At 65.9% G+C, this 25,281-nt stretch carries 21 protein-coding genes; 3 read left to right on the plus strand and 18 right to left on the minus strand.

The features are described 5' to 3' along the window. Positions 1 to 89: 89 nt before the first annotated feature. The 5 genes from ILT42_RS22285 to ILT42_RS22305 form a co-directional block, all read right to left on the minus strand. A complete protein-coding gene (locus ILT42_RS22285; RefSeq protein WP_204218212.1) occupies positions 90 to 1,253 on the minus strand; it encodes an iron-containing alcohol dehydrogenase in 1,164 nt (387 codons plus the stop codon). An 8-nt stretch (positions 1,254 to 1,261) separates the two neighbouring features. Continuing rightward, the gene (locus tag ILT42_RS22290) at positions 1,262 to 2,656 is read right to left on the minus strand and encodes an aldehyde dehydrogenase family protein (RefSeq protein ID WP_204218213.1); all 1,395 of its coding nucleotides are present in this window, start codon (positions 2,654 to 2,656) and stop codon (positions 1,262 to 1,264) included. Between the two features lie 10 nt (positions 2,657 to 2,666). Beyond that, positions 2,667 to 4,037: a glutamine synthetase family protein gene (locus ILT42_RS22295; protein WP_204218214.1), complete on the minus strand. Its 1,371-nt coding sequence runs from the start codon at positions 4,035 to 4,037 to the stop codon at positions 2,667 to 2,669. Positions 4,038 to 4,096: 59 nt separating this feature from the next. Next, complete coding sequence (locus ILT42_RS22300) at positions 4,097 to 5,629, minus strand: amino acid permease (protein ID WP_204218215.1); 1,533 nt, start codon at positions 5,627 to 5,629, stop codon at positions 4,097 to 4,099. A 70-nt stretch (positions 5,630 to 5,699) separates the two neighbouring features. Then, a complete protein-coding gene (locus ILT42_RS22305) occupies positions 5,700 to 6,476 on the minus strand; it encodes an N-formylglutamate amidohydrolase (RefSeq protein WP_204218216.1) in 777 nt (258 codons plus the stop codon). A 146-nt stretch (positions 6,477 to 6,622) separates the two neighbouring features. Here ILT42_RS22305 and ILT42_RS22310 point away from each other — a divergent pair, with 146 nt between their 5' ends. Then, positions 6,623 to 7,498: a MurR/RpiR family transcriptional regulator gene (locus tag ILT42_RS22310; protein ID WP_204218217.1), complete on the plus strand. Its 876-nt coding sequence runs from the start codon at positions 6,623 to 6,625 to the stop codon at positions 7,496 to 7,498. Here the strand turns inward: ILT42_RS22310 and ILT42_RS22315 are convergent. The 6 genes from ILT42_RS22315 to ILT42_RS22340 all read right to left on the minus strand — a co-directional run bounded on the left by ILT42_RS22315 (position 7,495) and on the right by ILT42_RS22340 (position 12,350). Continuing rightward, positions 7,495 to 8,208, minus strand: coding sequence for a DUF2268 domain-containing putative Zn-dependent protease (locus tag ILT42_RS22315; RefSeq protein WP_204218218.1), 714 nt, complete (start codon positions 8,206 to 8,208; stop codon positions 7,495 to 7,497). The genes ILT42_RS22310 and ILT42_RS22315 overlap by 4 nt on opposite strands. 127 nt (positions 8,209 to 8,335) lie before the next feature. After that, positions 8,336 to 9,400, minus strand: a complete 1,065-nt coding sequence (locus ILT42_RS22320) for an AbrB family transcriptional regulator (protein ID WP_204218219.1) — start codon at positions 9,398 to 9,400, stop codon at positions 8,336 to 8,338. 81 nt (positions 9,401 to 9,481) lie between these two features. Beyond that, complete coding sequence (locus tag ILT42_RS22325; protein ID WP_204218220.1) at positions 9,482 to 10,687, minus strand: pyridoxal phosphate-dependent aminotransferase; 1,206 nt, start codon at positions 10,685 to 10,687, stop codon at positions 9,482 to 9,484. Between the two features lie 127 nt (positions 10,688 to 10,814). Then, positions 10,815 to 11,243, minus strand: coding sequence for a large conductance mechanosensitive channel protein MscL (gene mscL, locus ILT42_RS22330; RefSeq protein ID WP_204218221.1), 429 nt, complete (start codon positions 11,241 to 11,243; stop codon positions 10,815 to 10,817). A gap of 145 nt (positions 11,244 to 11,388) precedes the next feature. Further along, positions 11,389 to 11,916: a VOC family protein gene (locus ILT42_RS22335; RefSeq protein ID WP_204218222.1), complete on the minus strand. Its 528-nt coding sequence runs from the start codon at positions 11,914 to 11,916 to the stop codon at positions 11,389 to 11,391. Between the two features lie 2 nt (positions 11,917 to 11,918). Beyond that, the gene (locus tag ILT42_RS22340; RefSeq protein ID WP_204218223.1) at positions 11,919 to 12,350 is read right to left on the minus strand and encodes a DoxX family protein; all 432 of its coding nucleotides are present in this window, start codon (positions 12,348 to 12,350) and stop codon (positions 11,919 to 11,921) included. 104 nt (positions 12,351 to 12,454) lie between these two features. Between ILT42_RS22340 and ILT42_RS22345 the strand changes: the two genes are divergently transcribed. Both ILT42_RS22345 and ILT42_RS22350 read left to right on the plus strand, forming a co-directional pair. Continuing rightward, entirely contained in the window at positions 12,455 to 13,372 is a 918-nt protein-coding gene (locus ILT42_RS22345) for a LysR family transcriptional regulator (RefSeq protein ID WP_204218224.1), read from the plus strand. 70 nt (positions 13,373 to 13,442) lie between these two features. Continuing rightward, complete coding sequence (locus ILT42_RS22350) at positions 13,443 to 16,952, plus strand: PAS domain-containing hybrid sensor histidine kinase/response regulator (RefSeq protein ID WP_204218225.1); 3,510 nt, start codon at positions 13,443 to 13,445, stop codon at positions 16,950 to 16,952. A gap of 132 nt (positions 16,953 to 17,084) precedes the next feature. On the opposite strand, the gene ILT42_RS22355 is transcribed toward ILT42_RS22350, so the two are convergent. From ILT42_RS22355 to ILT42_RS22380, 7 genes are all read right to left on the minus strand, one after another. After that, positions 17,085 to 17,792 carry an aspartate/glutamate racemase family protein gene (locus ILT42_RS22355; protein WP_324617760.1) on the minus strand — a complete coding sequence of 236 codons (708 nt, stop codon included), beginning with the start codon at positions 17,790 to 17,792 and terminating at the stop codon, positions 17,085 to 17,087. A 7-nt stretch (positions 17,793 to 17,799) separates the two neighbouring features. Continuing rightward, positions 17,800 to 18,471, minus strand: a complete 672-nt coding sequence (locus ILT42_RS22985; protein WP_229428870.1) for a 2-hydroxychromene-2-carboxylate isomerase — start codon at positions 18,469 to 18,471, stop codon at positions 17,800 to 17,802. A 54-nt stretch (positions 18,472 to 18,525) separates the two neighbouring features. Further along, complete coding sequence (locus ILT42_RS22360) at positions 18,526 to 19,074, minus strand: thioesterase family protein (RefSeq protein WP_204218227.1); 549 nt, start codon at positions 19,072 to 19,074, stop codon at positions 18,526 to 18,528. Next, entirely contained in the window at positions 19,071 to 19,583 is a 513-nt protein-coding gene (locus ILT42_RS22365; RefSeq protein WP_204218228.1) for a DinB family protein, read from the minus strand. Before ILT42_RS22365 ends, ILT42_RS22360 begins: the two co-directional genes overlap by 4 nt. Positions 19,584 to 19,695: 112 nt before the next feature. Then, on the minus strand, positions 19,696 to 21,903 hold the full coding sequence (locus ILT42_RS22370) for an FAD-dependent oxidoreductase (protein ID WP_204218229.1): 2,208 nt from the start codon (positions 21,901 to 21,903) through the stop codon (positions 19,696 to 19,698). A gap of 120 nt (positions 21,904 to 22,023) precedes the next feature. Next, positions 22,024 to 23,232 (minus strand): acetyl-CoA C-acetyltransferase, encoded by a 1,209-nt coding sequence (locus tag ILT42_RS22375; RefSeq protein WP_204218230.1) that lies wholly within the window; start codon positions 23,230 to 23,232, stop codon positions 22,024 to 22,026. 118 nt (positions 23,233 to 23,350) lie between these two features. After that, positions 23,351 to 25,144: an acyl-CoA dehydrogenase C-terminal domain-containing protein gene (locus tag ILT42_RS22380; protein WP_204218231.1), complete on the minus strand. Its 1,794-nt coding sequence runs from the start codon at positions 25,142 to 25,144 to the stop codon at positions 23,351 to 23,353. Between the last annotated feature and the right edge of the window lie 137 nt (positions 25,145 to 25,281).

Raw genomic sequence — 25,281 nt, forward strand, 5'->3', positions numbered from 1 at the left:
GGGTGCAGCGCCGGACTTCCAAAGCCAAAGCGGAAGACGATCCCGGGCTCCGCTGACGCGGCCCCGGGATGGCGCTTCAGGAAGCCGTTTCAAACACGCCCGGCCAGAGCGTCCTCGTAGAGCTTGCGCGCGCTCTCTTTCGTGATCGGCACGGGATTCCCGCCGGCTGTCGGATCATTGGGAGCCATGTCGGACATCTCGTCGAAGCGAGCCGCGTCGATCTTGAGGCCTTCCAGCGTGTGCGGGACCCCGAGATCCTTGCGGAGCTGCAGAACCCAGGCCAGGAAGGCGTCGAAGCTGCGCTCTAGGCCGAGATAAGCGGAAAGGCGGGCGATCTTCTCTTCGATGGCGGCGCGGTTGTAGACCAGCACGTAGGGCATGAAGACCGCATTGGTGAGGCCGTGATGGGTGTCGTAGAGCGCGCCCGCGGGATGCGACAGCGCGTGGATGGCCCCGAGCCCCTTCTGGAACGCCGTCGCGCCCATGGCGGCAGCGGACATCAGGTTCGCGCGGGCCTCGAGATCCTTGCCGTCCTTGTGCGCGCGCGGCAGGAAGTCCTTGACGAGGCGGATCCCCTCCACGGCCATGCCGTCCGCCATCGGATGGTAGCCCGGCGCGCAGTAAGCCTCCAGGCAGTGAGCCAACGCATCGAGGCCCGTTCCGGCCGTGATGTGCGGCGGCATGCCCACCGTCAGCTCCGGATCGCAGATCACGATCTTGGGCATCATCAGCGGATGGAAGATCACCTTCTTGGTGTGGGTGGCCTCCTGGGTGATGACGCCCGCGCGTCCCACCTCGGACCCGGTGCCGGCCGTGGTGGGCACGGCGATGATGGGCAGGATGCCCTTGGGGTCGGCGCGGGTCCACCAGTCGCCGATATCCTCGAAGTCCCACATCGGCCGCGTCTGGCCCGCCATGAAGGCGATAACCTTGCCGGCATCGAGCGCCGAGCCGCCGCCGAAGGCAACGACGCCGTCATGGCCGCCTGCCTTCAGGGCCTCGAGGCCCTTGTAGACGTTGGTCTCCACGGGGTTCGGCTTGATGTCCGAGAAGATCCCGGCCTTGAGGCCCGCGCCCGTGAGCTGATCGAGAGCAGCCTTCGTCATGGCCTGCGTCGCGAGGAACGGGTCCGTGACGATCAGAGGAGCCGCCATGCCCACGGAACGGCAGGCTTCGGCCAGTTCCGAGATGCGTCCCGCGCCGAAGCGGATGGGGGTGGGGTAATTCCAGTTGGAGCGGGGAGATGCGGTCATGGTCGAACTCAAAGCGTGTGGCGCAGGTGGTAGGATTTGGGGCGGGTCAGCGACTCGTAGGCCAGGCGCGACAGACTCGCGCCCCGGCCCGTATCCTTGACGCCGGTCCAGGCCAGGGCCGGGTCCAGGTAGTCGCAGCGGTTCATGAAGACGGTGCCGGTCTCGAGCTTGTCGCCGATGGCCTCCGCCGCATCCACGTCGGAGGTCCAGATAGCGGCCGAGAGACCGTAGGGGGAGTCGTTCATGAGGCGGATCGCCTCCTCGTCGCCCGAGACCTTCATGATGCCGACAGTCGGCCCGAAACTTTCGTCGCGCATCACGCTCATGGAATGGTCCACGTTCGTGAGCACCTGCGGGGCCAGATAGGCCGTGCCGCCGGTATCAGCCGCGAACTTTTTCGCGTCGATGTGAGCCCGAGCTCCCTTGGCGACGGCTTCCGCGTTTTGCCCGCGCACCAGATCGGCGAAGCGCTTGTGCGCCATGGGGCCGAGCGTCGTGGCCTCGTCCAGGGGATTTCCGAGAACGTACCCCTTCACGAGATCGACCGCGCCTTCGACGAACCGGTCGTAATGGGTCTCGTGCACGTAGATGCGTTCGATGCCGCAGCAGCATTGGCCCGAATTGAAGAACGCGCCGTCGACAAGGTTCTCGATGGCGTGATCGATATCCGCATCGGCCCGCACATAGGCCGGGTCCTTGCCTCCGAGTTCCAGGCCCAGCGAAGTAAAGGAGCCCGCCGCGGCCCGCTCGATGGAACGCCCGCCCGAGACCGAACCCGTGAAATTGCAGTGGTCGACGAGACCGCTCCCCAGAATTCGGCCCGTTTGGTCGTGGCTCAAATGCAGGTTGGTGAACAGGCCCTTGGGCACCCCGGCCTTGTCCATGGCGGCCTGGAAGCGCTCGCCCGCCAGCACGGTTTGCGAAGCGTGCTTGAGCAGCACCGCGTTTCCGGCCGCCAGCGCCGGCACGATGGCGTTGATGGCCGTGAGATACGGATAGTTCCACGGGGCGATCACCAGCACGAGGCCCACCGGCTCACGCTTGATCATGCGGCGGAAGCCCGGTTTCTCGTCATCCGCCGGGATGGGCGTCAGGCTTTTTTCGGCGATGCCCATCATGTAGCGGGCCCGCTCCTCGACGCCCCGGAACTCGCCGCCGTAGCGCACCGGACGGCCCATCTGCTGGGCGATCTCCGGCACGACCTCCTGATTCATGGCAAGCAGCGCGTTCAGGAAGGCGTCGAGCCTCGCGAGACGTTCGGAAACAGGGACGTGGCGCCAGGATTTCTGCGCCTCGCGCGCAGCCGCCAGGGCCGCGTCGATGGCGGCCTCGGACATGATGGGACGGCGGACGAGCTCGCGTCCGTCGATGGGGGAAATGCAAACGATATCGGTCTCGGCCATGGCGGTTCTTTTAGATGATCTCGAAATAACGGGCGAGTTGCCAGTCGGTGATGGCCTTTCGGGCCTCGCGTTCTTCCCATTCGCGCGTGGCCGCGTAATGGTCAACGAAGGTGTCGCCGAAAAGCGCGCGCGCCGCTTCCGAGGCTTTGAGCCGTTCCGCAGCCTCGCCCAACGAACGCGGCAGGGCCCGCTCCCTCGGGTGTTCCACCGCATAGGCGTTGCCCTGGATGGGATCGCCGGGCTCGATCCGGTTCTCGATGCCCCAAAGCCCCGTGCCGATGGCGGCCGCGAGAGCGATATATGGGTTGATGTCGGCCGCCGCGACCCGGTACTCGACCCGCTGGGACTTCTCGGAGCCCGGGATCACGCGCAAGGCCGTCGTGCGGTTCTCCACGCCCCAGGCGGAATCGGTCGGGGCCCAGAAGCCTGGGATCAGCCGGGTGTAGCTGTTGACCGTGCAGGCCACCATGGCAAGCGTCTCGGGCATGAGCTGCTGCTGGCCGCCCACGAACCAGCGCATGGTATCCGACATCTGGTGCGGTTTCCCGGCGTCAAAGAACGCGCCCTTGCCGGACTTGACGTCTCGCAGGGATGTGTGGAGATGGCCCGACTGTCCGGGCCAATCCTTCGACCATTTCGCCATGAAGGTCGCCATCCAGCCCCGCTTCTGGGCCAGGATCTTGGTGAAGGTCTTGAAGAGCGCGGCCTTGTCGGCGGCCTTGAGGGCATCGTCCACGCGGATCGCGGCTTCGAGGACGCCGGGGCCCGTCTCGGTGTGCAGGCCCTCGATCTCGAAATCCATCTTCAAAGCGAGATCGAGAAGCTCATGGTAGAAATCCGAGTGAACGCCCGAGCGCAGCATGGAATAGCCGTAGAAGCCCGGCGTGATGTTCTTGAGATCTCGGTAGTTTTTCTCCCGGACGGAATGCGGCGTTTCCTCGAACACGAAGAATTCGAACTCGGCCGCGGCCGACACCGCGAATCCCATGTCCTCGGCCTTCTTCAAGACCCGGCGCAGCACGCCGCGCGGACAGGCTCCTTCCGCGTATCCGTCGAACTCCGCGAGGAAGAACGGGATGTCGTTCTCGAACGGGATGAGCCGCATGGATTCCGGGATCACCCGCACCGGCGCATCCGGGTAGGCGGTGTGCCAGCCCGTGAGCGTGGTGTTGTCGTAGAGCTGGTCGTTCGAATCCCAGCCCAGCACCACGTCGCACATGCCGAAGCCCTTCTCGAGGGCGGATTCGAACTTGTCGCGGGCCATGTACTTGCCGCGCATGACACCGTCGACATCGACGATTCCCACCTTCACGAAAGGCAGATCGCGGCTTTTCACGTAAGCCGCCGCGTCGGCGGCGGTCTTGATCCTTGGAGCGTCCATGCGGGGAACCTAACAGAAGATGTGGGGAGCGCGCGGGACGCGCGCTCCCGGACGGCGGACTAGTGGGTTTTATACTCGGTCTCGCCCTTCGACACCGCGAACTCTTCCTCGGGGGAGAGGATGAGCTTGTGACGGCCGATGACGAGGAAGTAAGCCATCATGATCACGTAGTACACGGCGACGCCGAAGACCGCGGTCCGGAAGACCGGATCGGTGAGCTGGAAGTAGAGCGTCACGGCCGCGATCGCCATGCACACGACCGCGCCCGCGATGCCGAACGGGCTCTTGTAGGGCCGCGGCAGATGGGCGAACTTGGTCTTGAGCACGATGTAGGACATGCCCTGCATGAAGTAGGCGAGCATCGCGCCCGCCACCGCCATGTTGAGCAGCGTGCCGCCGATCACCGTCGCACCCGCCTCGGCGCCCCGTGCGAACCAGATCACCATCATGACAGCGAGGCCGATGACCGCGCCCGCGATCAGCGCCACATGGGGCGATTTGCGGGTGCCGTGCGTGACCGACAGGAAGCCCGGAAAATAACCCGCCCGCGACAGCGAGTAGATCTGCCGCCCGAACGCGAAGATGATGGTGTGGAACGAGGCGATGAGCCCCACCAGCGCCAGGGCCGCGAGGATCTTGGCGATGTCCGTGCCGAAGAGAGTGCGGAAGCCGTCCAGCAGGGGCTCGCCCGATTTCGCCACGGCGAACGCGCCGGGCGCGATGCCGGAGTTCAGGAACAGGATCAGGAAGGCCGAGACGATCAGCGTCAGGATGCCCGCGATGATGCCCTTGGGCATGTCCTTCTGCGGATCGTGGGATTCCTCGGCCGCGAGCGGAAGCTGCTCGATGGCGAGAAAGAGCCAGACCGCGAAGGGCATCGAGGCGAAGATGCCGGCCACGCCCATGGGCAGGAACGCGCCGCCGCCGTTGGGAAGCTCCGCGCCGTCGGGCCCGATGTTGAGCGCCCAGCGGTTGAAGTCGAACTGGCCGGAGAAGATCACGGAAACGTAGAACGCCACCAGGACCGCGAGCGCGAGCAGCGTGACCGTCACGGTGACCCGGAAGGAGAGCTCCACGCCGATGACGTTGAGCCCCACGAAGATGATGTAGCACGCAATCCAGTAGACCGGCTGGAAATCGGGGGACGTCCCGAAGATCGCCGACAGGTACGAGCCGATGAAGAACACGATCACGGCCGGGGTCAGCACGAACTCGATGTTCTCGGCGATGCCGGTGACATAACCCGCCCAGGGGCCCATGGAGGTTCGCGCGAACGAATAGGCGCCGCCGGTATGCGGCAGGGCGGGCGACATCTCGGCCAACGAGAAGGTGAGGCCCAGATACATGATCGCGATGATGATCGCGGCGAAGAACATCGACCCGAAGCCGTTGCTGAGTCCGAGATTCCAGCCTGAGTAATGGCCCGAGATCACCGCGCCGACGCCGAGCGCCCAGAGCGACCACACGCGGGCGTAGCGCTTGAGGCGCCGTGCCTCGAAATAGGCGTCGTCGACTTTGTTATAGGTGACGCCGGCGGAGCCCTGGGCTCCGACGGGGGCCTGCGAGCCCGCGCTGCCTTGTCCAACTGACATAATATCCCTCCACGAAGTCACTTCGTCATCAATGGCCATGGAAACCGGGCTCCATGGGTCCGCTCGCGGCCTACCCCTCCCTCAATAAGGGTGCGAGACGGTTCGCCCACGACGCCTGCCCGTCTTCCGTGCGGATCAGGTCGTTGCGGATTTCGATCATTAAAGGCACTAGGCCGCGCCTAACGGCGTGGCGTTCCAGGGTGTGGAACACCCGGTCGGCCGGCGAATAGGGCTGGTTCATGCCGATCACGAGCGCGGGGTCGCGGGCAAGCCCCGCCTCGACCCGCTGGGCGAAGCTCGCGTCCGCGTCGAAGATGAGGCCGATCTGCCAGGGGCGCGGCACGTCGCGATAGACCGGTGTGAACGAGTGGACCGACACGACCGACGCGAGGAGCCCCCGCGCCATGCGCGCCTCGACGAAGGCGTCCACGGCGCCGTGAAAGGCGTCGTAGACCTCCCGCACCCGAAAGGCCCGCTCCTGCGGATCGAGGTTCTCGTTGGCGGGAATCGCGGTCTTCTCGCTCAGGGTCCAGATCGAGTCCGGCGCGGTCGGCTCCCGGTTCAGGTCCAGCACGAGACGCGAGACCGTCGCATGGATCAGCGGGGCGCCGAGGAGCCGCGACAGGTGCCGTGCCACCTCCAGGGCGCCGGGATCCCAGGCGATGTGGCTTTCGAGCTCCGCGGGACCGAGGCCCAAGGTCCCGTAACGGGGCGGCAGATGATTCGATGCATGTTCGCAAATGAGCAGGACCGGCGAGCGCCCCTCCGGGTTCTCGACGCAGGCAACGGGATGCGTGATCCCGCTCTGGGATCCCATACCGGACTTGGGCCGGCTCGATTGCGCCATACGTCCTCCAATGGGCCCAAGGCCCGATCCCCGGATTTTGAACGCTTGATACGTCTCTCGTCGTTTTTCCCGCTTTGAAATTTTTGGTACAGCTTTATTGTTGCGTCAAGGCGTCCTGTGGATAGAGGCGCCCGACGAGGGACGGAATGCTCGATTCAAGCCCGACGGCGGCCCCAGAGCCGCCAAGCCTGGCGGAGCGCATCCGCCACGAGATGGCTCATTTCACGCTAAGCGAGAAGCGGGCCGCCCATGTCCTTCTGAGCCACTACCCTTTCGCCGGACTGGACACCGTCGCCGAATTCGCCGCCCGCGCGGGGATCTCGGCTCCATCCGTCCTCCGCTTCGTGACCCGGATGGGCTTTGCGGGCTTTCCCGACTTCCAGAAGCACCTGCGGGAGGAGCTGGAGGCCCAGCTTCTCTCTCCCCTTGCCAAGTCCGATCCTATCGAGAGGGGCTCCGGCGCCCCAGCCCTGCGCTCCTTCGCGGAGGCGGTGATCGCCAACATCCAGGCCACGGTCGAGAACATCGCGCCCGCCGAGTTCGAGGCGGTGGTGGCGCTCCTGTCCGATCTGCGCCGCCCGGTCCACTTCACGGGCGGCCGGTTCACGGGCGCGGTGGCGCGCTACGCCGAGAGCCACTTCCGGATCGTTCGGGGCGGGGTCTCGCTCATGGAAAGCCAGCCGGCGCTCTGGCGCGACCGCATGATCGAGATCGGGCGCCGCGACGTGGTCGTGGCCTTCGACATCCGCCGCTATCAGGAGGACGTGATCGCCCTGAGCGAGACAGCCGCTGCCCAGGGCGCAACGGTGGTCCTGCTCACCGATCCCTGGCTCTCCCCCATCGCCCGGGTGGCCAAGCATGTCCTGCCCGCGCATGTCGCCGCGCCGTCGAACTGGGATTCGTCCGCAGGCCTCCTGCTCTTGACGGAAGCGCTCGTGGCGGCAACCACCAAGCGGCTGTGGGAGACGGCGAGGCCCAGGATGGAAGCGGTGGAGCGGCTGCGAGACAGCGAGCGAAACTAGGACGTTCTGGAACCGCTCATCTTCTCACAGAGCAGCCGCCAAGCCTTTGAGATCACCTCGTCCGCTGGCGTATCCGCCATACGGGACGGCTTCGCTTCCGGCACAGCTTCCAGATATGCGGCAACCATATGGTACCCGATCGTATAGCCTGTCCATCGCGGAATGGGCTCAGCATTCCCGAAGCCTTGCCCTCCGAAAAACCATAGGCGATGATCGTAGTGCTTCGTCTGGAGTGCGTCTTGGGCTCTCCGTAACATGGACGGCCATTGCTCGCTCGACAGCGCGTGATTCCAGATCTGGCCATTGCCGCCGTTCACCTCCCGGTCGAACTGGTCGGCAAGTCCTTCGCTCACCATGGCTTCGGGAAGCGTCATCCCATACCCTACGCCGTGGTGTCTAAGGCAATGGTGAAACTCGTGGGTGAGCGTTCTGGAGAACGCGTCCGCATTCATGCTCGCCTCGAAGTTCGGATTGTTTGGGTCGAGGGTGATCGCCAGGCACCTTCGACGAAGCGTCATGCCCACGATCCCTAGCTCAGGAATGACGGGTCCGTGCATCCGTTGCACGACGATGTCCACTGGTGGCATTTCAATATCGTGTCCGAGGCAACGCTCGATTCGCCAAAACGTCTCGTGGGCCTCGTCAATGAGACGATCGCGCCACGCCGCAAGGCTGCCCTCGGCTTCGAAGAAATGCAGTGTCCAATTCATAGGGGACTTCACCTTCGCTGGCGGTTGAGAAAAAAGTTTTTTGAACGGTATATCGTAGTGATGAACAGCCGTCGGTCGCAAGTCCAATATTGAGACTCGAGAGGGTTCGATCAGTCGGTCGACGTCGTCAGACCGACTCCGATTTCGGCGGATCGTTCCGTTGCAGCCAGGCCACGATGAACGGGACCGTCACGCCGATTCCAATGAAGCGGACGAAGTGGTGGATGCCCACATAGATCGGGTCGAGGCCCAGGATCAGGGCCAGGATCGTCATGGCCTCCAGCCCGCCCGGCGCGAAGGCCACGAGGGCGTTGGCGAAGCTGACCTCCGCGACCCAGGCGGCCACGCCCGCGAAGGCCACGGCCGCCCCCATGCCCATGGTGAAGGAGCCGAGCCCGGCCAGGATCGTGCGTGGCAGGGTCGCGTAGTCGAGCCCCCGGAAACGGTCGCCGATGAAGACGCCGATGAGGATCAGCCCCGCCGTGGCCAGGATGGGCGGCATGACGCCGGTCATCCACCCCGTGGCATGGCCCAGGGTGCTGACGAGGGTCGCGCCGAGAAGGATCGGGGCCGCCATCCCGAGGCGCGCGAGAACCAGTCCGACCGCATAGCCGCCGCCCAGCACCAAGGCCATGTCGCCCGGCGTGAGCGTCGCCCGTCCCTGGCCCAGGAGAGTGCCCGACACGGTGCCGCCGCCGGTCAGCACCACCACGCTCGGCAGAAGGGCTATCAGCACGATGAGGCGGAGGTTCTGCACGATCGCGATGGGCGCCACTGAGGCGTTCCGGTCGATGGCGACCGCCATGACCGTGGAGAGGGCGCCCGGCACGGACGCCAGCACCGCATCGTCCCGGCGCCAGCGGGATACGAAGACGAGCCAAAGTGACGAGGCCATCGAGATTCCCGCCACGCCGATCACCAGGACGAGAAGGCTCAGGGGATAGCGCCCCATGGCCGCGATGGCCTCAGGCGTGACTGCCGCCCCCATGGTGGCGCCCGACGTGAGCATCGCAAGATCCGCGAGATGGCGCGGCATCGTCGGACTGAGGCGCGTCAGCCCCCACAGGATGGTCGCGATGGCGGCGCCCGACAGCCACCCGCCGGGGACCCCGAGCCAGAAGAACGCGAGCCCGCCCAGGGCCGCGACGGCGAGCTTGATGAGGTGGGCCGGAATGGTCGTCACGAGTGGCATGGCGCCCCGCTCATGAACGGCCCGGCGGAAGGGGTCAAATGACTCATGCGCAGGGATGCCATGCAATCCCCGGGGCGCAGGTCACCCTGCGACGATGGCCGGCAGCGCCGCGTTGATGCGGTGCACCGCCTCTTCCAGGTCCTCCGGCTTGCGGGCGTAGCATAGGCGCAGGTAGCCCTCGCTCGGCTGGCTGAAGGCCGAGCCGGGCGCGAGGCCGACAGCGGCCTCGTCCACGAGACGGACTGCGATCTCCGCGGAGGTCTTGCCGCCCTTCACCTTGAAGAACGCGTAGAACGCGCCGGGCGGCATGGGCATCTCGACGAGCCCGGTGTCCCGAAGGCGCCCGACGATCTCCCGGCCCCTCCGGGCCCGGTCGATCTGGTGGGCGACGAACTCCTCCCCGCCCTCGATGGCCGCGACCCCTCCTCGCTGGACGAAGACGGGGGTCCCGGACGTCTGGTACTGGACAAGGTTCTCGATGACCTGCCCGAGAGCCGGAGGCGCCTCGATCCAGCCCAGCCGCCAACCGGTCATGGCCCAGTTCTTGGAAAAGGTCTGAAGGAAGATGACCCTGTCGGCGGGCTCCATCACGTCCCGGAAGGATGGGGTGCGGGCACCGACGGCGAGGCTCGGCTCATAGATAAAGCGGCCGTAGATCTCATCCGCCACGATCCAGAGCCCGTGCTTGCGGGCCAGGTGCAGGACTTGACGCAGGTCGTCGTGGGTGGCGGTCCAACCCGTGGGGTTGGACGGCGAGTTGAGCACGATGGCCCGGGTCTTGGGCGTCACCGCCTTCTCCAGACGGTCGAAATCCAGGGTCCAGCCCGTCTCGCCGATGTTCATGGGAACGCCGACCGGCTGGGCACCGGCCGTCACGAGGGCGCCCATGAAGTTCGGCCAGGCCGGCGTCGGGACGAGCACATCGTCCCCGTTGCCGGCGACCATTCGCATGACGATCTGCATGGCGGGCATCCCGCCCGAGGTGACGAAGATTCGCTCGGGGTCGACCGGGTTGCCGTAGAGGCGCTCGAGATAGCCCGCAATGGCTTGGCGCAGCTCGGGAATGCCACGCTGGTAGGTGTAGAAGGTCTCGCCCGCCGCCAGGGAGCGTGCCGCCGCATCCGTGATGAAGGACGGCGTCGGCAGGTCCCCCTCCCCGACCCAAAGCGGGATCAGGCCGGGCTTGTTCCGGCCGTAGTTGAACACGTCGACAATGCCGCTCGTCGGCGCGCGTTCGGCCTCCGGGCGGATGTTCAGGACGGACGGGAGCGACACGGAGGCGTTCATGGGAGCCGGAGCCTTGTCAGAATGGGGTCGGAACAGGCGGAAGGCATGGCCCGTTCGCCCGCTCAAAGCAACCCTGTTCGCCGATACATGACAAGAAGCCGTCGGTCCCATCGGCTTTGGTGATGAGTCAGACCGGGCGTTGCTTGAGGATGTCCCGGATCTCGGCGAGCAGCTTCACGTCGGCCGGCTGCTCGACGGGCTTGTCGGCGCCCGCCTTGGCGTCCTCCTTGCGGCGCATCCGGTTCATGCCCTTCACGACGAGGAACAGGATCCAGGCGATGATGATGAAGTTGATCGTCACCGTCACGAAGCTGCCCCAGGCGATGACGGCCCCTTGCGCCTTGGCCTGGTCCAGAGCGGTGGCGTTCACATTCTCCGACAGGGGAAGGAAGTAGTTCGAAAAATCGAGCCCGCCGGTGATGGCCCCGATGATCGGCATGAAGATGTCGCCCACGATCGAGTCGACGATCTTGCCGAAGGCCGCGCCGATGATGACGCCGATCGCCAGATCGACCACGTTGCCGCGCAGGGCGAATTTCTTGAATTCTTCGAGCATGGATGACCCCTTCCCCGACCCGACGCCTGAGGGATCTCCCGGTGATGTCGTCCCTGTCCACCTTGGGAAACACGGCGCACGGAAAGTTTCAGAGCCGCGCCCGGCGGGCGCGGCTACGAAAGACTTGTGCAGGTCAGCCCAAACGTCAAGCTTCCCGGCTGTCCAGCAGGTTCTGAAGGTCGAGCCGCCGGGTGACCATTTGGATCCCGCCCTCCGGCGTACGGGGCCACTGGTCCTCGGGGCGGTCCCAATAAAGTTCGACGCCGTTGCCGTCGGGGTCGCTCAGATAGAGGGCCTCGCTCACGCCATGGTCGCTGGCGCCCTGGAGCGGAATGCCGGCTTGCGTGACGCGCACCAAGGCATCGGCCAGCTCCGCCCGGGTTGGGTAGAGGATCGCCAGATGATAGAGGCCGGTGGTGCCGGGCGGGGGCGGCGACCCGCCCTGGCTCTCCCAGGTGTTGAGACCGATATGGTGGTGGTAGCCACCCGCCGAGATGAAGGCCGCCTGGTTGCCATACATCTGCTGGAGTTCGAAGCCCAGCACACCGCAATAGAAGCCGAGCGACCGGTCGATATCGGCCACCTTGAGATGGACATGGCCGATCCGGACGCCGGGATGGATCGGGCGCGCCGGGGAAACCCCGGCGGCTTGGTTCTGGACGGGTGCGCTCATGATCAGGCCCTGCGAACCGACAGGGGGGCTCCGGCGGGAGCGGCCGGCTGGATGGCGAAGGCGCCGTTGCCGAGCAGCGCCTGGGCAACCAGGGCGACGATCCAGAAGGCGAGATATTCCCAACCACCCTTTGGGTTGTTGAAGAAGAAGCCGGCCGGCCCGTGGACGGTCACGATGGCGCCCAACAGGATCGGGATCAGCGCCAGGGCGACCCACCGGGTGTGGAAACCAGCGATGAGAGCCAGCCCGCCGACGGTTTCGGCCAGAATGACGAGGTAGGCCAGGGCGGGAGGCAGGCCGAGGCTGCCGAAGAAGCCCGCGGCGCCGGCAGGCGTGAAGACGAAGACCTTCAAGCCCGCATGGGCCAGGAACAGGATGCCGAGGGTGACGCGCAGGATGAACGCGGCGTAAGGGGCCGTACGGTGGTCGATCATGATGAAACTCCAAGATGAGGTGGCCGCACTATGACCTCAAACTCTTGTTGCGATAATGCGCGTGGTGGGAATATCACTTCACACCCGTGGAGGGAGATGAGCCGATGTTGGATCGCGTGACGGGTATGCAGGTCTTCAGCCGCGCCGCCGGGTTGGGATCCCTCTCGGCTGCCGGACGGGCCCTGCACATGTCGCAGACCATGGTGACGAAGCATATCGGGGCGCTGGAGGAGCGCCTCGGGGTCAAGCTGCTGCACCGCTCGACCCGCAGGCTCACCCTCACCGAGGCGGGTCGGACCTATCTCCAGGCTTGCGAGCGCATCCTGGCCGAGATCGAGGAGGCCGAGGCCTCCGCCGGTCTCGACCGGGTCGAGCCGCGCGGCCGCCTGCGCCTGAACGTGCCCCTCACCTTCGGGTTCCGGGAAATCGCTCCCGCGCTCGCGGAGTTCAGCCGCCTTTATCCGGCCGTCTCGGTGGAGCTTGGGCTGAACGACCGCATCGTGGACCTGATGGAGGAAGGCTGGGACCTTGCGATCCGCATCGCCAAGCTCAAGGACTCGAGCCTCGTGGCCCGGCGGATCGCCCCTTGCCGCACCGTCGTGTGCGCCTCTCGGGACTATCTGAAGGAGCGTGGCATTCCTCGCAAGCTGGAGGATCTGGAACGTCACAATTGCCTGGGCTACACCCTCGGGACGACCATCGGGGCCGACCATTGGGGCTTCGGGCGGGACGGCGAGACCATGGTCAGGGTCTCGGGCAATCTGAGGGCCAACAACGGCGACGCGCTTCTCAGCGCCGCGATCGCTGGGCAGGGACTGATCTACCAGCCCACCTTTTTAGTGGGGGACGCCCTGCGGGGCGGCGCGCTGATCAGGGTTCTGGCGCGGCAGCCCACCTATGAGCTCGGCATCCACGCGGTCCTACCCTCGGGGCGGCAAGCCCCCGCCAAGGTGCGGGCCTTCATGGATTTCCTGCACCGCCGGTTCACCCCCGTGCCAGCCTGGGACGAGGGCCTCGCCTAGCGCCGCAACGGTGGCGTTCGCGGCGTCGAGCCGCTAACGTCCCGTCAGCGTTTCGTTCAAGGATCTTGCCATGGTCGCCGGCTGGGCGGTCGTCCTCACGGCCTTCGTCTACCTCTGCCTGCTCTTCGCGGTCGCCCACTGGGGCGATTACGCGGGCCGGCGCATCATGCGGGGCAGTGCTCGCGCCACCATCGCGGCCCTGTCGCTGGGGGTCTATTGCACCTCGTGGACGTTCTACGGCTCGGTCGGCCTCGCCACCCAGTCCGGGCTCGACTTCCTGGCGATCTATATCGGGCCGATCCTGGTGATCGGCTTCGGCCACGCCCTGGTGGCCCGCGTGGTGCGGGTGGCCAAAACCCAGAATATCTCGTCGATCGCCGATTTCGTGGCGGCTCGCTACGGCAAGAGCGAGCGGGTGGCGGCTCTCGTCACGATCATCGCCCTCGTCGGCTCCGTGCCCTACATCGCCCTGCAGCTCAAGGCCGTCTCCAACTCCCTCGACGTCTTCCTGACCGCCGCCACCGGCACGGCGTCGCTCACGGTCCCGGTGCTGGGGGATCTGGCCCTGGTGGTGGCTCTCGTGCTCGCCTTCTTCGCCGTGGCCTTCGGCACCCGTCACACGGACGCGACCGAGCATCAGGACGGCTTGATGATGGCGATCTCCATGGAGTCGCTCGTCAAGCTCGTGGCGTTCCTGGTGGTCGGGATCTACGTGACCTACTTCATGTTCGGCGGCATCGACGCGATCCTGTCGAGCCCCGCCATCGGCGGCATCGGTCCGGCGATCATCGACCGCACGTCGGGATTCGGCAGCTACATCACGCTGATCCTGCTCGCCTGCTGCGCATCGCTCCTCCTGCCGCGGCAGTTTCACATGACCGTGGTGGAGAACCGCGACATCGGGGACATCAAGCGCTCCGCCTGGCTGTTCCCGCTCTATCTCGTCCTGATCAACATCTTCGTCATTCCCATCGCGCTCGGCGGCATGGCGGCGTTTCCGGCAGGCGCCGTCGACCGCGACATGACCGTGCTGGCGCTTCCCCTCTCCAACGATGCCGGCACCATGGCGCTCATCGCGTTCCTGGGCGGCTTCTCGGCCGCGACCGCCATGGTGATCGTGGATTCCGTCGCCGTCGCGGTGATGATCTCGAACCATCTCGTCATGCCGGTGGTGCTGCGCCGCCGGGATACCGCCAACGACGATCTCGGCAACTTCGTGCTGGTGGTGCGCCGCATCTCCATCGTGGCCGTGATCCTGCTGGCCTACGTGTATTACAGGGGCTCGGGCCACGCGGCCCTCGCCTCCATCGGCCTCCTGTCCTTCGCGGCCATCGCGCAGATCGCCCCGGCTTTTCTCGGCGGCCTGATCTGGTCGCGCGGAACCGCGCTCGGAGCCTGCGCGGGCCTCATCGTCGGCTTCGTGACCTGGGCCTACACGCTCCTGCTGCCGAGCCTCGTGTGGGACGGCATGTTCTGGTCGGACGTGGTGGTGACGGGCCCGTTCGGGCTCGCGGTCTTGAAGCCCACCGCCCTGTTCGGCGTCGATCTCCCGCAACTGACGCATGGCGTGGTCTGGAGCCTCACCCTCAACATTCTCACTTATATCGGACTGTCCCTGTGGCGGCCCGTCACCGCCATGGAGCGGATGCAGGCGACCGTCTTCGTGAGCGAGCCCGACGTCAGCGCGGCACCGAGCTTCCGCCTGTTCCGGGCAAGCGTCACGGTGGATGAGCTTCGCGCCACGGTCATGCGCTATCTCGGCGAGGAGCGCACGGCTCGCTCCTTCGAGGGCTTTGCCCATAGCCGGGGGCAGGCCCTGGAGGGCAAATCCGAGGCGGACATCCATACCCTTCGCTACGCGGAGCACCTGCTCGCCTCGGCCATCGGCACATCGTCGTCACGGCTGGCGCTCTCGCTGCTCCTGCGCCGTCGCACCGTGTCGACCAAGGATGCCCTGAAGCTCCTGGACGACGCCTCGGCGGCGATCCAGCAGAGCCGCGACCTGCTCCAGCACGCCATCAACTACGCCCGGCAGGGCATCACGGTCCTCGACCGGGACCTGCGGCTGCTGGCCTGGAACCAAGCCTTCGTGGACCTCTACGAGCTGCCCCCGAACCTCGTGCGGGTCGGGGTCGGCATGGACGCGATCATCCGCTTCAACGCGGAGCGTGGATCCTACGGGCCCGGCTCCTTCGATCACCACGTCTCGGCCCGCATCCACTCCTTCCTGCACGACATGGAGCCCGTGCGACTCAAGCTCTACCCGTCCGGCAAGGTCATCGAGATCCGCTCGAACCAATTGCCCGACGGAGGTCTGGTGACCACCTACACGGACGTGACCGACACGGTGGCGGCCGAGGAGGAGAGCCGCCGGGCGCACGAGAACCTCGAACTGCGCGTCCGCCAGCGCACGGAGGAGCTGACCCGCCTCAACGAGGCCCTGATCGGCGCCAAGGCGGAGGCCGATGAGGCCAATATCTCCAAGACGCGATTCCTCGCCGCCGCGAGCCACGACATCCTCCAGCCGCTCAACGCCGCGCGCCTTTATGCGACCTCGCTCGTCGAGCGCGACCGGGACGCGGGCGACGCCACCCTGGCGGAGAACATCGACGCCTCGCTGGACGCGGTCGAGGAGATCCTGACGGCTCTGCTCGATATCTCGCGCCTCGACACGGGCGCCATGAAGCCGCAATGGTCGAGCTTCCGCATCGACGAGATCTTTCGCCAGCTCCAGCGCGAATTCGGACCCGTGGCGCGCGAGAAAGGACTGAAGCTGGTCTTCGTGTCTCCCTCGCTCACGGTGCGGTCCGACCGCCGCCTCCTGCGGCGTCTCCTCCAGAATCTCGTGTCCAACGCCATCAAGTACACGCCCGCCGGGCGTGTGCTGGTGGGCGCGAGACGGCATGGCGGCCGCCTCATTCTCGAGGTCTGGGATACGGGCCTGGGCATCCCGCCCTCGAAGCAGCGCATCGTGTTTCGCGAGTTCCAACGGCTGGACCAGGGCGCCAAGGCGGCGCGCGGCCTGGGCCTTGGACTATCCATCGTGGAACGCATCGGCCGCGTCCTCGCGCACCCCGTGACGCTGACCTCGGAGGCAGGGCGCGGCTCGGTCTTCCGGGTCGAGGTTCCGGTGGTGGCGGCGCTTCCGGCCGAGGCGACCGCACCCGAGCCTCCGCGAGCGCCCGTCACGCCCCTCTCCGGCCTGCGGGTGCTCGCCATAGACAACGAACCCGCAATCCTGGAGGGCATGCGGCTGCTGCTGACCGGATGGGGCTGCGACGTCTGGACCGCCTCGGACTTGGAGGGGGCTCAGCAGACCATCCGGTCGCACAAGGGCATCCCGGATGTCATCATCGCGGATTATCACCTGGATGACGGCGATGGGCTCGACGTGATCAAGTCCCTGCGCTGGAAGACCCAAGCCGACACCCCTGCCGTCCTCGTGACGGCGGACCGGACCCCGGCGGTGCGCGACGCGGCGGCGGCCATGAGCGTACACCTGCTCAACAAGCCCGTGAAACCGGCCGCCCTGCGGGCGCTCCTCACCCAATGGCGCGCCAGCCGCATGGCTGCGGAGTGATCGTGCAGGACGCGGCTGTGTTCTTCGATCGGGTGGGGCTTCAAACGTGAGAACGCCCGACGCGGGCGTCGCAAAGCCGGCGCTGTCCTACTCCAGAGGAGAGGTCCGCGCCCTCGGCGGTCCCGGCCGGGGCTACCCGTCGCCCAGAGACCGCTCCACCGCCGCCACCGCGTGGATCGTGGTCGTATCGAAGAGAGGCACGGCGCTGTCCTCCGCCGAGACCAGCAGCATGATTTCCGTGCAGCCCAGAATGATGGCCTGCGCGCCCTGCTCGATCAGGCGGGCGATGATCGCGCGATAGGCGGCTTTGGAAGCCGGGTTGACCCGACCGGCGACGAGTTCCTTGTAGATGACCTCGTGCACGATCCTGCGGTCTTCAGCCTCCGGCACGATCACGTCGAGGCGATGTTGCTCCCGCAGGCGGCCCTTGTAGAAATCCTGCTCCATGGTGAAGGCCGTGCCGAGCAGGCCAACGCGGCGGTATCCAGCCTCCTTGATCCGCTCCGCCGTCGGATCGGCGATGTGCAGAAGCGGGATCGCCACGGCACCGGAGATGTCGTCCGCCATGCGGTGCATGGTGTTGGTGCACAGAACCAGGAAGTCGGCGCCGCCGCGCTCCAGGCGGCGCGCCGCATCCTTCATCGCCTCCGCGAGCCTGTCCCACTCGCCGTCGTGCTGGAGCCGCTCGATCTCGCCGAAATCGACCGACCACATGAGGCTGCGGGCCGAATGCACGCCGCCCAGGCGATCCCGTGCAGTCTGGTTGATGATCCGGTAGTACTCGGACGAGCTCTCCCAGCTCATGCCTCCGATGAGGCCGATGACGGCTTGGTGGGGCACGGGCTGATCAAGGGTCCGGCTTGAAGGAGGGGCGGCGGCTGGTGAGGGCGTCGTCGAGAAGCTCGAGGCGGTCCTGCCCCCAGAAAACTTCACCGTCGAGCACGTAGGCGGGCGAGCCGAAAACGTCGGTGGCGACCGCGTTCTCGAGGTTGAGGGCATAGATCGCTTCCGTTGTCGTACCCGAGGCGATGTCCATGAGAGAGGACGAGTCCAGGCCCGCTTCCTCCGCCAGTTGCGCGAGAACCACCGGGTTGCCGAGGTCGCGCTCCTCCTCCCACACGGCCGAAAAAGCCCGGCGCAGGAACGGATCCGCGCTTTTCCCCGAGGCCGTGACCGCGATCACGAAGCGATCCGCCAGGTTGACGTCAAAGGGCCAATGCTTGGGCTTGAGGTTGAAGCTGAGCCCCCGCTTCTCGCGCCATCTCTGCATTTCCACCAAACGGTAGCGCTGCCGGGCCGGGTGCCGCTGGGCCAGCGGTAACCCACCGGTTTCGGCGAAGACCCGGCCCAGGAAGACGGGCTTGTAGTTCACCTCCACCCCATGGCGACCGGCGATCTCCATGAAGGGCGCATGGCCCATATAGGCCCAGGGACTCACAAGGGAGAAATAGTAGTCGATGAGGCGGGGTTCGGCCGAGGAGGAAGCGGAAGTCGTGGAGGCGGTCGGATGGGAGGACATGGGGCGATTCACGTTGGAGCTCGAAACCGCACCCTATCGCGGATTGCGTTCCGATCAACCCGCGAGCTTCAGAGTCTCTTCGGATGCCAGAAAGGCCGCGACCTCCGGCGGCGGAGCCGGGGCCTCGGCGGCCGGGTCGATCCCGCCCAGAAGCTCGGACACCGGCACGAACCGCCGGGCCTTCCGGTCATAAAGGCCCGCCCGCACCAGGGCGACCGCGGCCAGGATGGGTTCGCCGCTCCGTGATGCCGTGACGATCCTGTGCTCGATGACCACCCAGCCCTCCGACCAGGTCACGATCCGCGATTGCAGCTCGAATGGCCGCAAGAGGCGCAGCTCGCGGCGGAAGCGGATCTGGCCCGCGCTCACGACCGGCACCCACCCGTTCTTCAGGACCGAGCGCCAGAGTCCGGAGCGGATCATGATGTCGGTGCGGCCGAGATCCATCAGGGACCAGTAGCGGCCGTTGTTCATGTGCAGGGACGTGTCGAGGTCGTGCGGCCACACGCGGAAGCTCAGGCGCGAAACGTCACGAAGCGGATCGAGCCTCGGACGGACGCACGATGCCAGAATCAGGTGGAGCAGGCGCAGCCACAGGTTCATGTCATGCCGATGCCGGTCTCGCGTTGGAGGAGCAGCAGATCCAGGGACGGGGCATTCCGGCCCATGCCCGTGAGGATCGCGTGGGCTTGGCCCCGGTGATGGGTCTGGTGATTGAACAGGTGCGTCAGCCCCGACCAAAGCGGCTGGCGGATCGGTGTCGGGTTCGAAATGGTCTGGTAGCTCACCATGCCGGCAAGGTCGTTCTCGTCGAGCCGGTCGATATAGGCGACGATTCTCAGGTCCTCGCGCTCCCGCGCGGCGCGCAGGTCGGGAAGGTCCTCGAACAGGATGGCGTCGAGGCGGTTCGGCGCCTCCCCCTCCCCCGTGAAGCGCTTGAGCCAGATGCGGTCCGTCACGAGCAGGTGATTGAGGGTGCCGTGCAAGGACTTGAAGAAAGCGCCCCGGTCGGCCCGGTACTCCTCGTCCGGAAGGGTGGCGGCGGCATCGTAGACGCGCCGGTTGGCCCAGGCGTTGTAGGCCGCCATCATCACGTAATTCGGCTTCCTCATGGTGATGCTCCTTCCTTCTCCAGGGTGCCGGCCTCGCGCCGGGGCACCCCTGCCGTGGCTACTGAAACGCCAGGAAGTCGGGAGCGGCCGGGTCAAGCCCGGCCGCGCCTCGTCAGGCGGCCTTCCTGGAGCCCGCGCGGCTGTAGAAGGTGTCCCCGGACTCCGCCATGTCCAGGAGAATCTTCGGCGGCGCGAAACGGTCGCCATGCTTCGCCTGCAGGGACCGGCACAGCTCCACGAACCGCTTGACGCCCATGAAGTCGATATAGGACAGGGCCCCGCCGGTGAACGGCGCGAAGCCGAAGCCGAGGATCGAACCCACGTCCGCCTCGCGGGGATCGGTGATCACGCCCTCCTCCACGGTGCGCGCGGCTTCCAGCGCCTGCGTGACGAGGAGCCGGTGCTTCAGCTCCGACATATCCAGCGTCTCGCCATCGACATGGGTCGCCTGAAGCTCCTTCAGGCCACCCCACAGGCGCTTGGGAGCGCCCTCGGGATAGTCGTAGAACCCCTTGCGGTTCTTTCGGCCCAGGCGCCCGTCGCCATCCACCATCCGGGTCAGCAGGGCCTCCTGCCCGGGGATCACCGCCGCATCGCCGAGCTGCGCCTTCGTGGCCCGGAGGATCTTGAGCCCGAGATCGACGCCGACCTCGTCGTTGAGGGAGAGCGGACCCACCGGCATGCCGGCCTGCTTGCCGGCATTCTCGATCATGGCGGGCGGCACGCCCTCGATCAGCATCAGGTGACCTTCGAGAATGTATGCCAGCACGCAGCGGTTGGCGAAGAAGCCACGGGAATCGTTGACCACGATGGGTGTCTTCTTGATCGTCCTCACGAAGTCCAGCGCGGTGGCAAGTGCCGTGTCGCCGGTCTCCTTGCCCATGATGATCTCCACCAGCATCATCTTCTCGACCGGAGAGAAGAAGTGGATGCCGATGAACCCGGCCGGGTTCTTCGATGTCTTGGCGAGACCGGAAATGGGAAGGGTCGAGGTGTTGGACGCGAAGATGCAATCAGGCCGGATCGCGGCTTCCACCTTCGCGATCACCTCCGCCTTCACCTTCGGATCCTCGAACACCGCCTCGATGACGAGGTCGCAATCCGCGAGGCTCTCGTAGGTGGCGGAGGGGGTGATGCGCGCGAGCAGCGCGTCGCGATCCGCCGTCTTGGCGCGGCCCTTCATGATCTGGTCGGACACGAGCTTATGGGAATGCGCCTTCCCCTTCTCGGCCGCCTCGATGTCCTTGTCGATCAGCACGACCTCCAGGCCGGCATTCGCGCTCACATAGGCGATGCTGGCGCCCATGAAGCCAGCGCCCACGACACCGACCTTCCTGATCTTGGTAGGTGGCACCTCCTTCGGTCGGCGGGCGCCCTTGTTCAGCTCCTGCATGGACACGAAGAGCGTGCGGATCATGGCCGCTGCCTCCTTCGAGCGCAGGATCTTGGCGAACCAGCGGGACTCGACCTTCAGGGCTTGGTCCATCGGAAGCTGCAGGCCCTGATAGACGGCTTCGAGGATCGCATAGGCGGCCGGGTAGTTGTCCTGCGTCTCGCGGCGGTAGATGGCGTTGGCGGCGGGCCAGATCTGCATACCGGCCGCCGAATAGACCTTGTTGGAGGGAAGCTTGAAGCCCTTGGCGTCCCAGGGCGCGACGGCCGAGCCACCACCCTTGATCCATTCCTTGGCAGCCTGAACCAGGCCGTCGCGCGGTGCGACTTGGTGAGCAAGGCCCATGTTGCGGGCCATCAGAGCGCGGACCTGCTCACCCTTGAACAGCATCTGCAACGCATCACCCGTCTGCATCAGGCGCGCCACGCGCTGCGTGCCGCCCGCGCCGGGAAACAGCCCGACCTTGATCTCCGGCAGGCCGACGCGAGTCGCGTCGGAATCGGATAAGACGCGGTGATGGCAGGCGAGCGCCAGCTCGAACGCGCCGCCGAGGCATGTGCCGTGGATGGCGGCCGCGAACGGTTTGCCGCAGGTCTCGAGCCGCCGATAAAGCAGCGAGAGCCCCCGTGATTGCTCGAAGAAGAAGCTCATGGCTTCTTCTTCGCCTTTCTCCTTGGCGAGCTTGTCGTATTGCGCGCCCAGGCCCTGAAGCATGGTGAGATCGGCACCGCCCGAGAAGGTTTCCTTGCCGGAGGTGATGACGCAGCCCTTGATCGCCTCGTCCGCTGCAACCTTCTCGACGATGGCCGACAGCTCTTCCATCACCTCGGGGGTGATCACGTTCATAGAGCGGTTCGGCATGTCCCAGGTCGCGACCGCAATGCCATCGGAATCGACCTCGAAACGGAAATTGGTGAAATTCGTCATGTGATCCTCCCTGGGAAGTCCGTCATCCCGGCCGCAGCGCAGCGGAGAGCTGGGATCGTTCCCACATATCTTTCAGGCGATCCCGGACTCCGCTACGCGGCTCCGGGATGACGACTAATCTCAAACCCGCTCGATGATCGTCGCGGTGCCCATTCCGGCGGCGACGCAGAGCGTCACGAGCGCCGTCTGCTTGCCGGTGCGCTCGAGCTCGTCGAGAGCCGTTCCGAGCACCATCGCGCCCGTCGCGCCCAGCGGGTGGCCCATGGCGATGGCGCCGCCGTTGACGTTCACCTTGCCGGGATCCAGGTCGAGAGCCTGCATGTAGCGCAGCACGACTGCCGAGAAGGCCTCGTTGATCTCGAACAGGTCGATATCGTCCTTGGTCATGCCGGCCTTCCGGAGGACGAGCTCGGACACGTCGACCGGACCCGTGAGCATAAGCGCGAGGTCGGATCCGATGGACGCGAAGGCCTTGATCCGGGCGCGGGGCTTCAAGCTCGCCTTCGCGCCGCCTTCCTTCGAGCCCACGAGCACGGCGGAGGCGCCGTCCACGATGCCAGACGAGTTGCCGGCATGGTGGACGTGGTTCACGGCCTCCACATCGGGATGGGCCGCGATGGCGACCGCGTCGAAGCCCGCCATCTCGCCCATCTGGACGAAGGCGGCTTTCAGCTGTCCGAGCGACTGCATGTCCGTGGAGGGACGCATGTGCTCGTCCCTGGCCAGGAGCGTCAGCCCGTTGATGTCCTTGACGGGGATGATCGATTTCTCGAAACGGCCCTCGTCCCAAGCCCGCGCGGCACGCTTCTGGGACTCGACCGCGTAGGCGTCCACGTCATCGCGGGAGAAGCCGTATTTCGTGGCGATGAGGTCCGCCGAAATGCCCTGGGGCAGAAAGTAATTGGCGATCGCCACGCCCGGATCGACGGGCCAAGCGCCGCCCGAGGCGCCCATGCCGACCCGGCTCATGGATTCCACGCCGCCGCCGATGGCAAGGTCCTTCATGCCGGTCATCACCTGGGCGGCCGCAAGATTCACGGCGTCGAGTCCCGAGGCGCAGAATCGGTTGATCTGCACGCCAGGCACCTCCTTGCCGTAGCCTGCCTTCAACACCGCCGCGCGGGCGATGTCGCCGCCCGCCTCGCCGACCGGATCGACGCAGCCCAGCACCACGTCTTCCACGTGGATCGGGTTCAGATCGTTGCGCTTGCGGATGGCATCCAGGGTCGTGACGGAGAGATCGACAGACGTCACCTCATGCAACGAACCATCTGGCTTTCCGCGTCCGCGCGGGGTGCGGACGGCATCGTAGATAAAAGCTTCGGCCATTCGGGCCTCCCGGTCATGTTGTCATCTCGGACGCGAAGCGATCCGGGATCGTTATCAGAATATCGTGCTTCTCGCGTATCCATATCCCGGCTTCTCGGCCGGGATCCCAGGCACGCGATCAGAACGCTTCCATCGGCAACGCCATGGTGGTGTCGGCGCCGGTCGTGATGCGCGCGAGCCGCGTGGCTGTCTCCGGCAAGGTGCGCTCCATGAAGAACCGGCCCGTTAAAATCTTCGAGTCCATCCTGTCGGCGACGCCGTTGCCCTGAGCCTTCCTGGCCAGAGCGGCCTTCGCCATCTTGGCCCACATATAGCCCATGGCCACGAGGCCGAAGAGGTGCATGTAGTCGGTGGCGCCGGCTCCCGCGTTGTCGGGCTTCGCCATGGCGTTCTGCATGAACCACATCGTGGCCTGCTGGAGGTGTCCGAGGCCCTGCTGGAGCGGCGCGACGAAGCCCTTCAGGTTCTCGTCTCCGGCATTCTCCTGGCAGAACGCCCCAACCTCGTTGAAGAAGGCCATGATCGCGCGACCGCCGTCCTTGCCGAGCTTGCGGCCCACAAGGTCCATGGCCTGAATGCCGTTGGCGCCCTCGTAGATCATGGTGATGCGGGCATCGCGCACGAATTGCGACATGCCCCATTCCTCGATGTAGCCGTGGCCTCCGAACATCTGCTGTGCCTTCACGGCACAGTCGAAGCCGAGATCCGTCAGGACGCCCTTCACCACAGGTGTCATCAGACCCATATGGTCGTCCGCCTGCTGGCGTTCGGCCTCGTCCGTGGACCGATGAGCGATGTCGCTCTTCAGGGCCGTCCAAACCAAAAGCGCACGGGCCGCCTCGTTGAAGGACTTGATGGACAGGAGCGTGCGGCGCACGTCCGGATGGACGATGATCGGATCGGCGGGCTTGTCCGGGAATTTCGGCCCGGTGAGCGCGCGGCCCTGGAGCCGCTCTTTCGCATAGGCGACCGCATTCTGGTAAGCGACCTCGGATTGCGACAGACCCTGGACGCCGACCGCGAGGCGGGCCTCGTTCATCATCACGAACATGGCGTTGAGGCCGCGATTGGCCTCGCCGATGAGCCAGCCCCGGGCGCCGTCGTAGTTCATGACGCAGGTGGCATTGCCGTGGATGCCCATCTTGTGCTCGAGCGACCCGCATGAGACGCCGTTATGATCTCCCAGGGAGCCGTCCTCCCGCACCAGGAACTTGGGCACGACGAAGAGCGAGATGCCCTTCGTACCCGCAGGTGCACCTTCGATGCGGGCCAGGACCAGATGGACGATGTTCTCGGCCAGGTCGTGTTCGCCCGCCGAGATGAAGATCTTGGTTCCCGTGATGGCGTAGGATCCATCGCCGTTCGGCACCGCCTTGGTCTTGAGCAAGCCTAGATCCGTGCCGCAATGGGGCTCGGTCAGGTTCATGGTGCCGGTCCAGGCACCCTCCACCATCTTCGGCAGGTAGGTGCGCTTCTGCTCGTCGGTGCCATGCACCAGGAGCGCCGCCATCGCACCCTGGGTCAGGCCCGGATACATGCCCAGCGCCAGGTTCGCCGAGGAAATGAACTCCTGCATCAACGTGTTGAGCGTCATGGGCAGGCCCTGGCCGCCATACTCCTCCGGCACGGACAGGCCCATCCAGCCGCCGCCCGCATAGGCTTGGTAAGCCTCCTTGAAGCCCTTGGGGGTCGTCACCGATCCGTCGGGATGACGGACACAGCCTTCCTGGTCGCCCGACAGGTTGAGGGGTGCGAAGATGTCCTCGCAGAGCTTTGCGCCCTCGCCCAGGATCGCCTCGACCATGTCGGGCGTGGCCTCGGCGAAACCCGGCAGGTTGTTGTGGCGCTCGATGGGGAAAACATCGCTCAAGAGGAACATCACGTCCTCGACGGGTGCCTTGTAGACCGGCATGGGGCTCCTCCGAGATAGACCAGCGACCGCCTCAAGACCTCCCTGGACCAAAGGCATCTGCCGCGAGATAGTTCATATATAAACTGTTAGGGGCGGTTCGAAAAGGGGTGGCGCGGATTAGATGGCCAAGCTTCGCG

The sequence above is a fragment of the Microvirga pudoricolor genome, assembly GCF_016892705.1.
Lineage (GTDB): Bacteria > Pseudomonadota > Alphaproteobacteria > Rhizobiales > Beijerinckiaceae > Microvirga > Microvirga pudoricolor.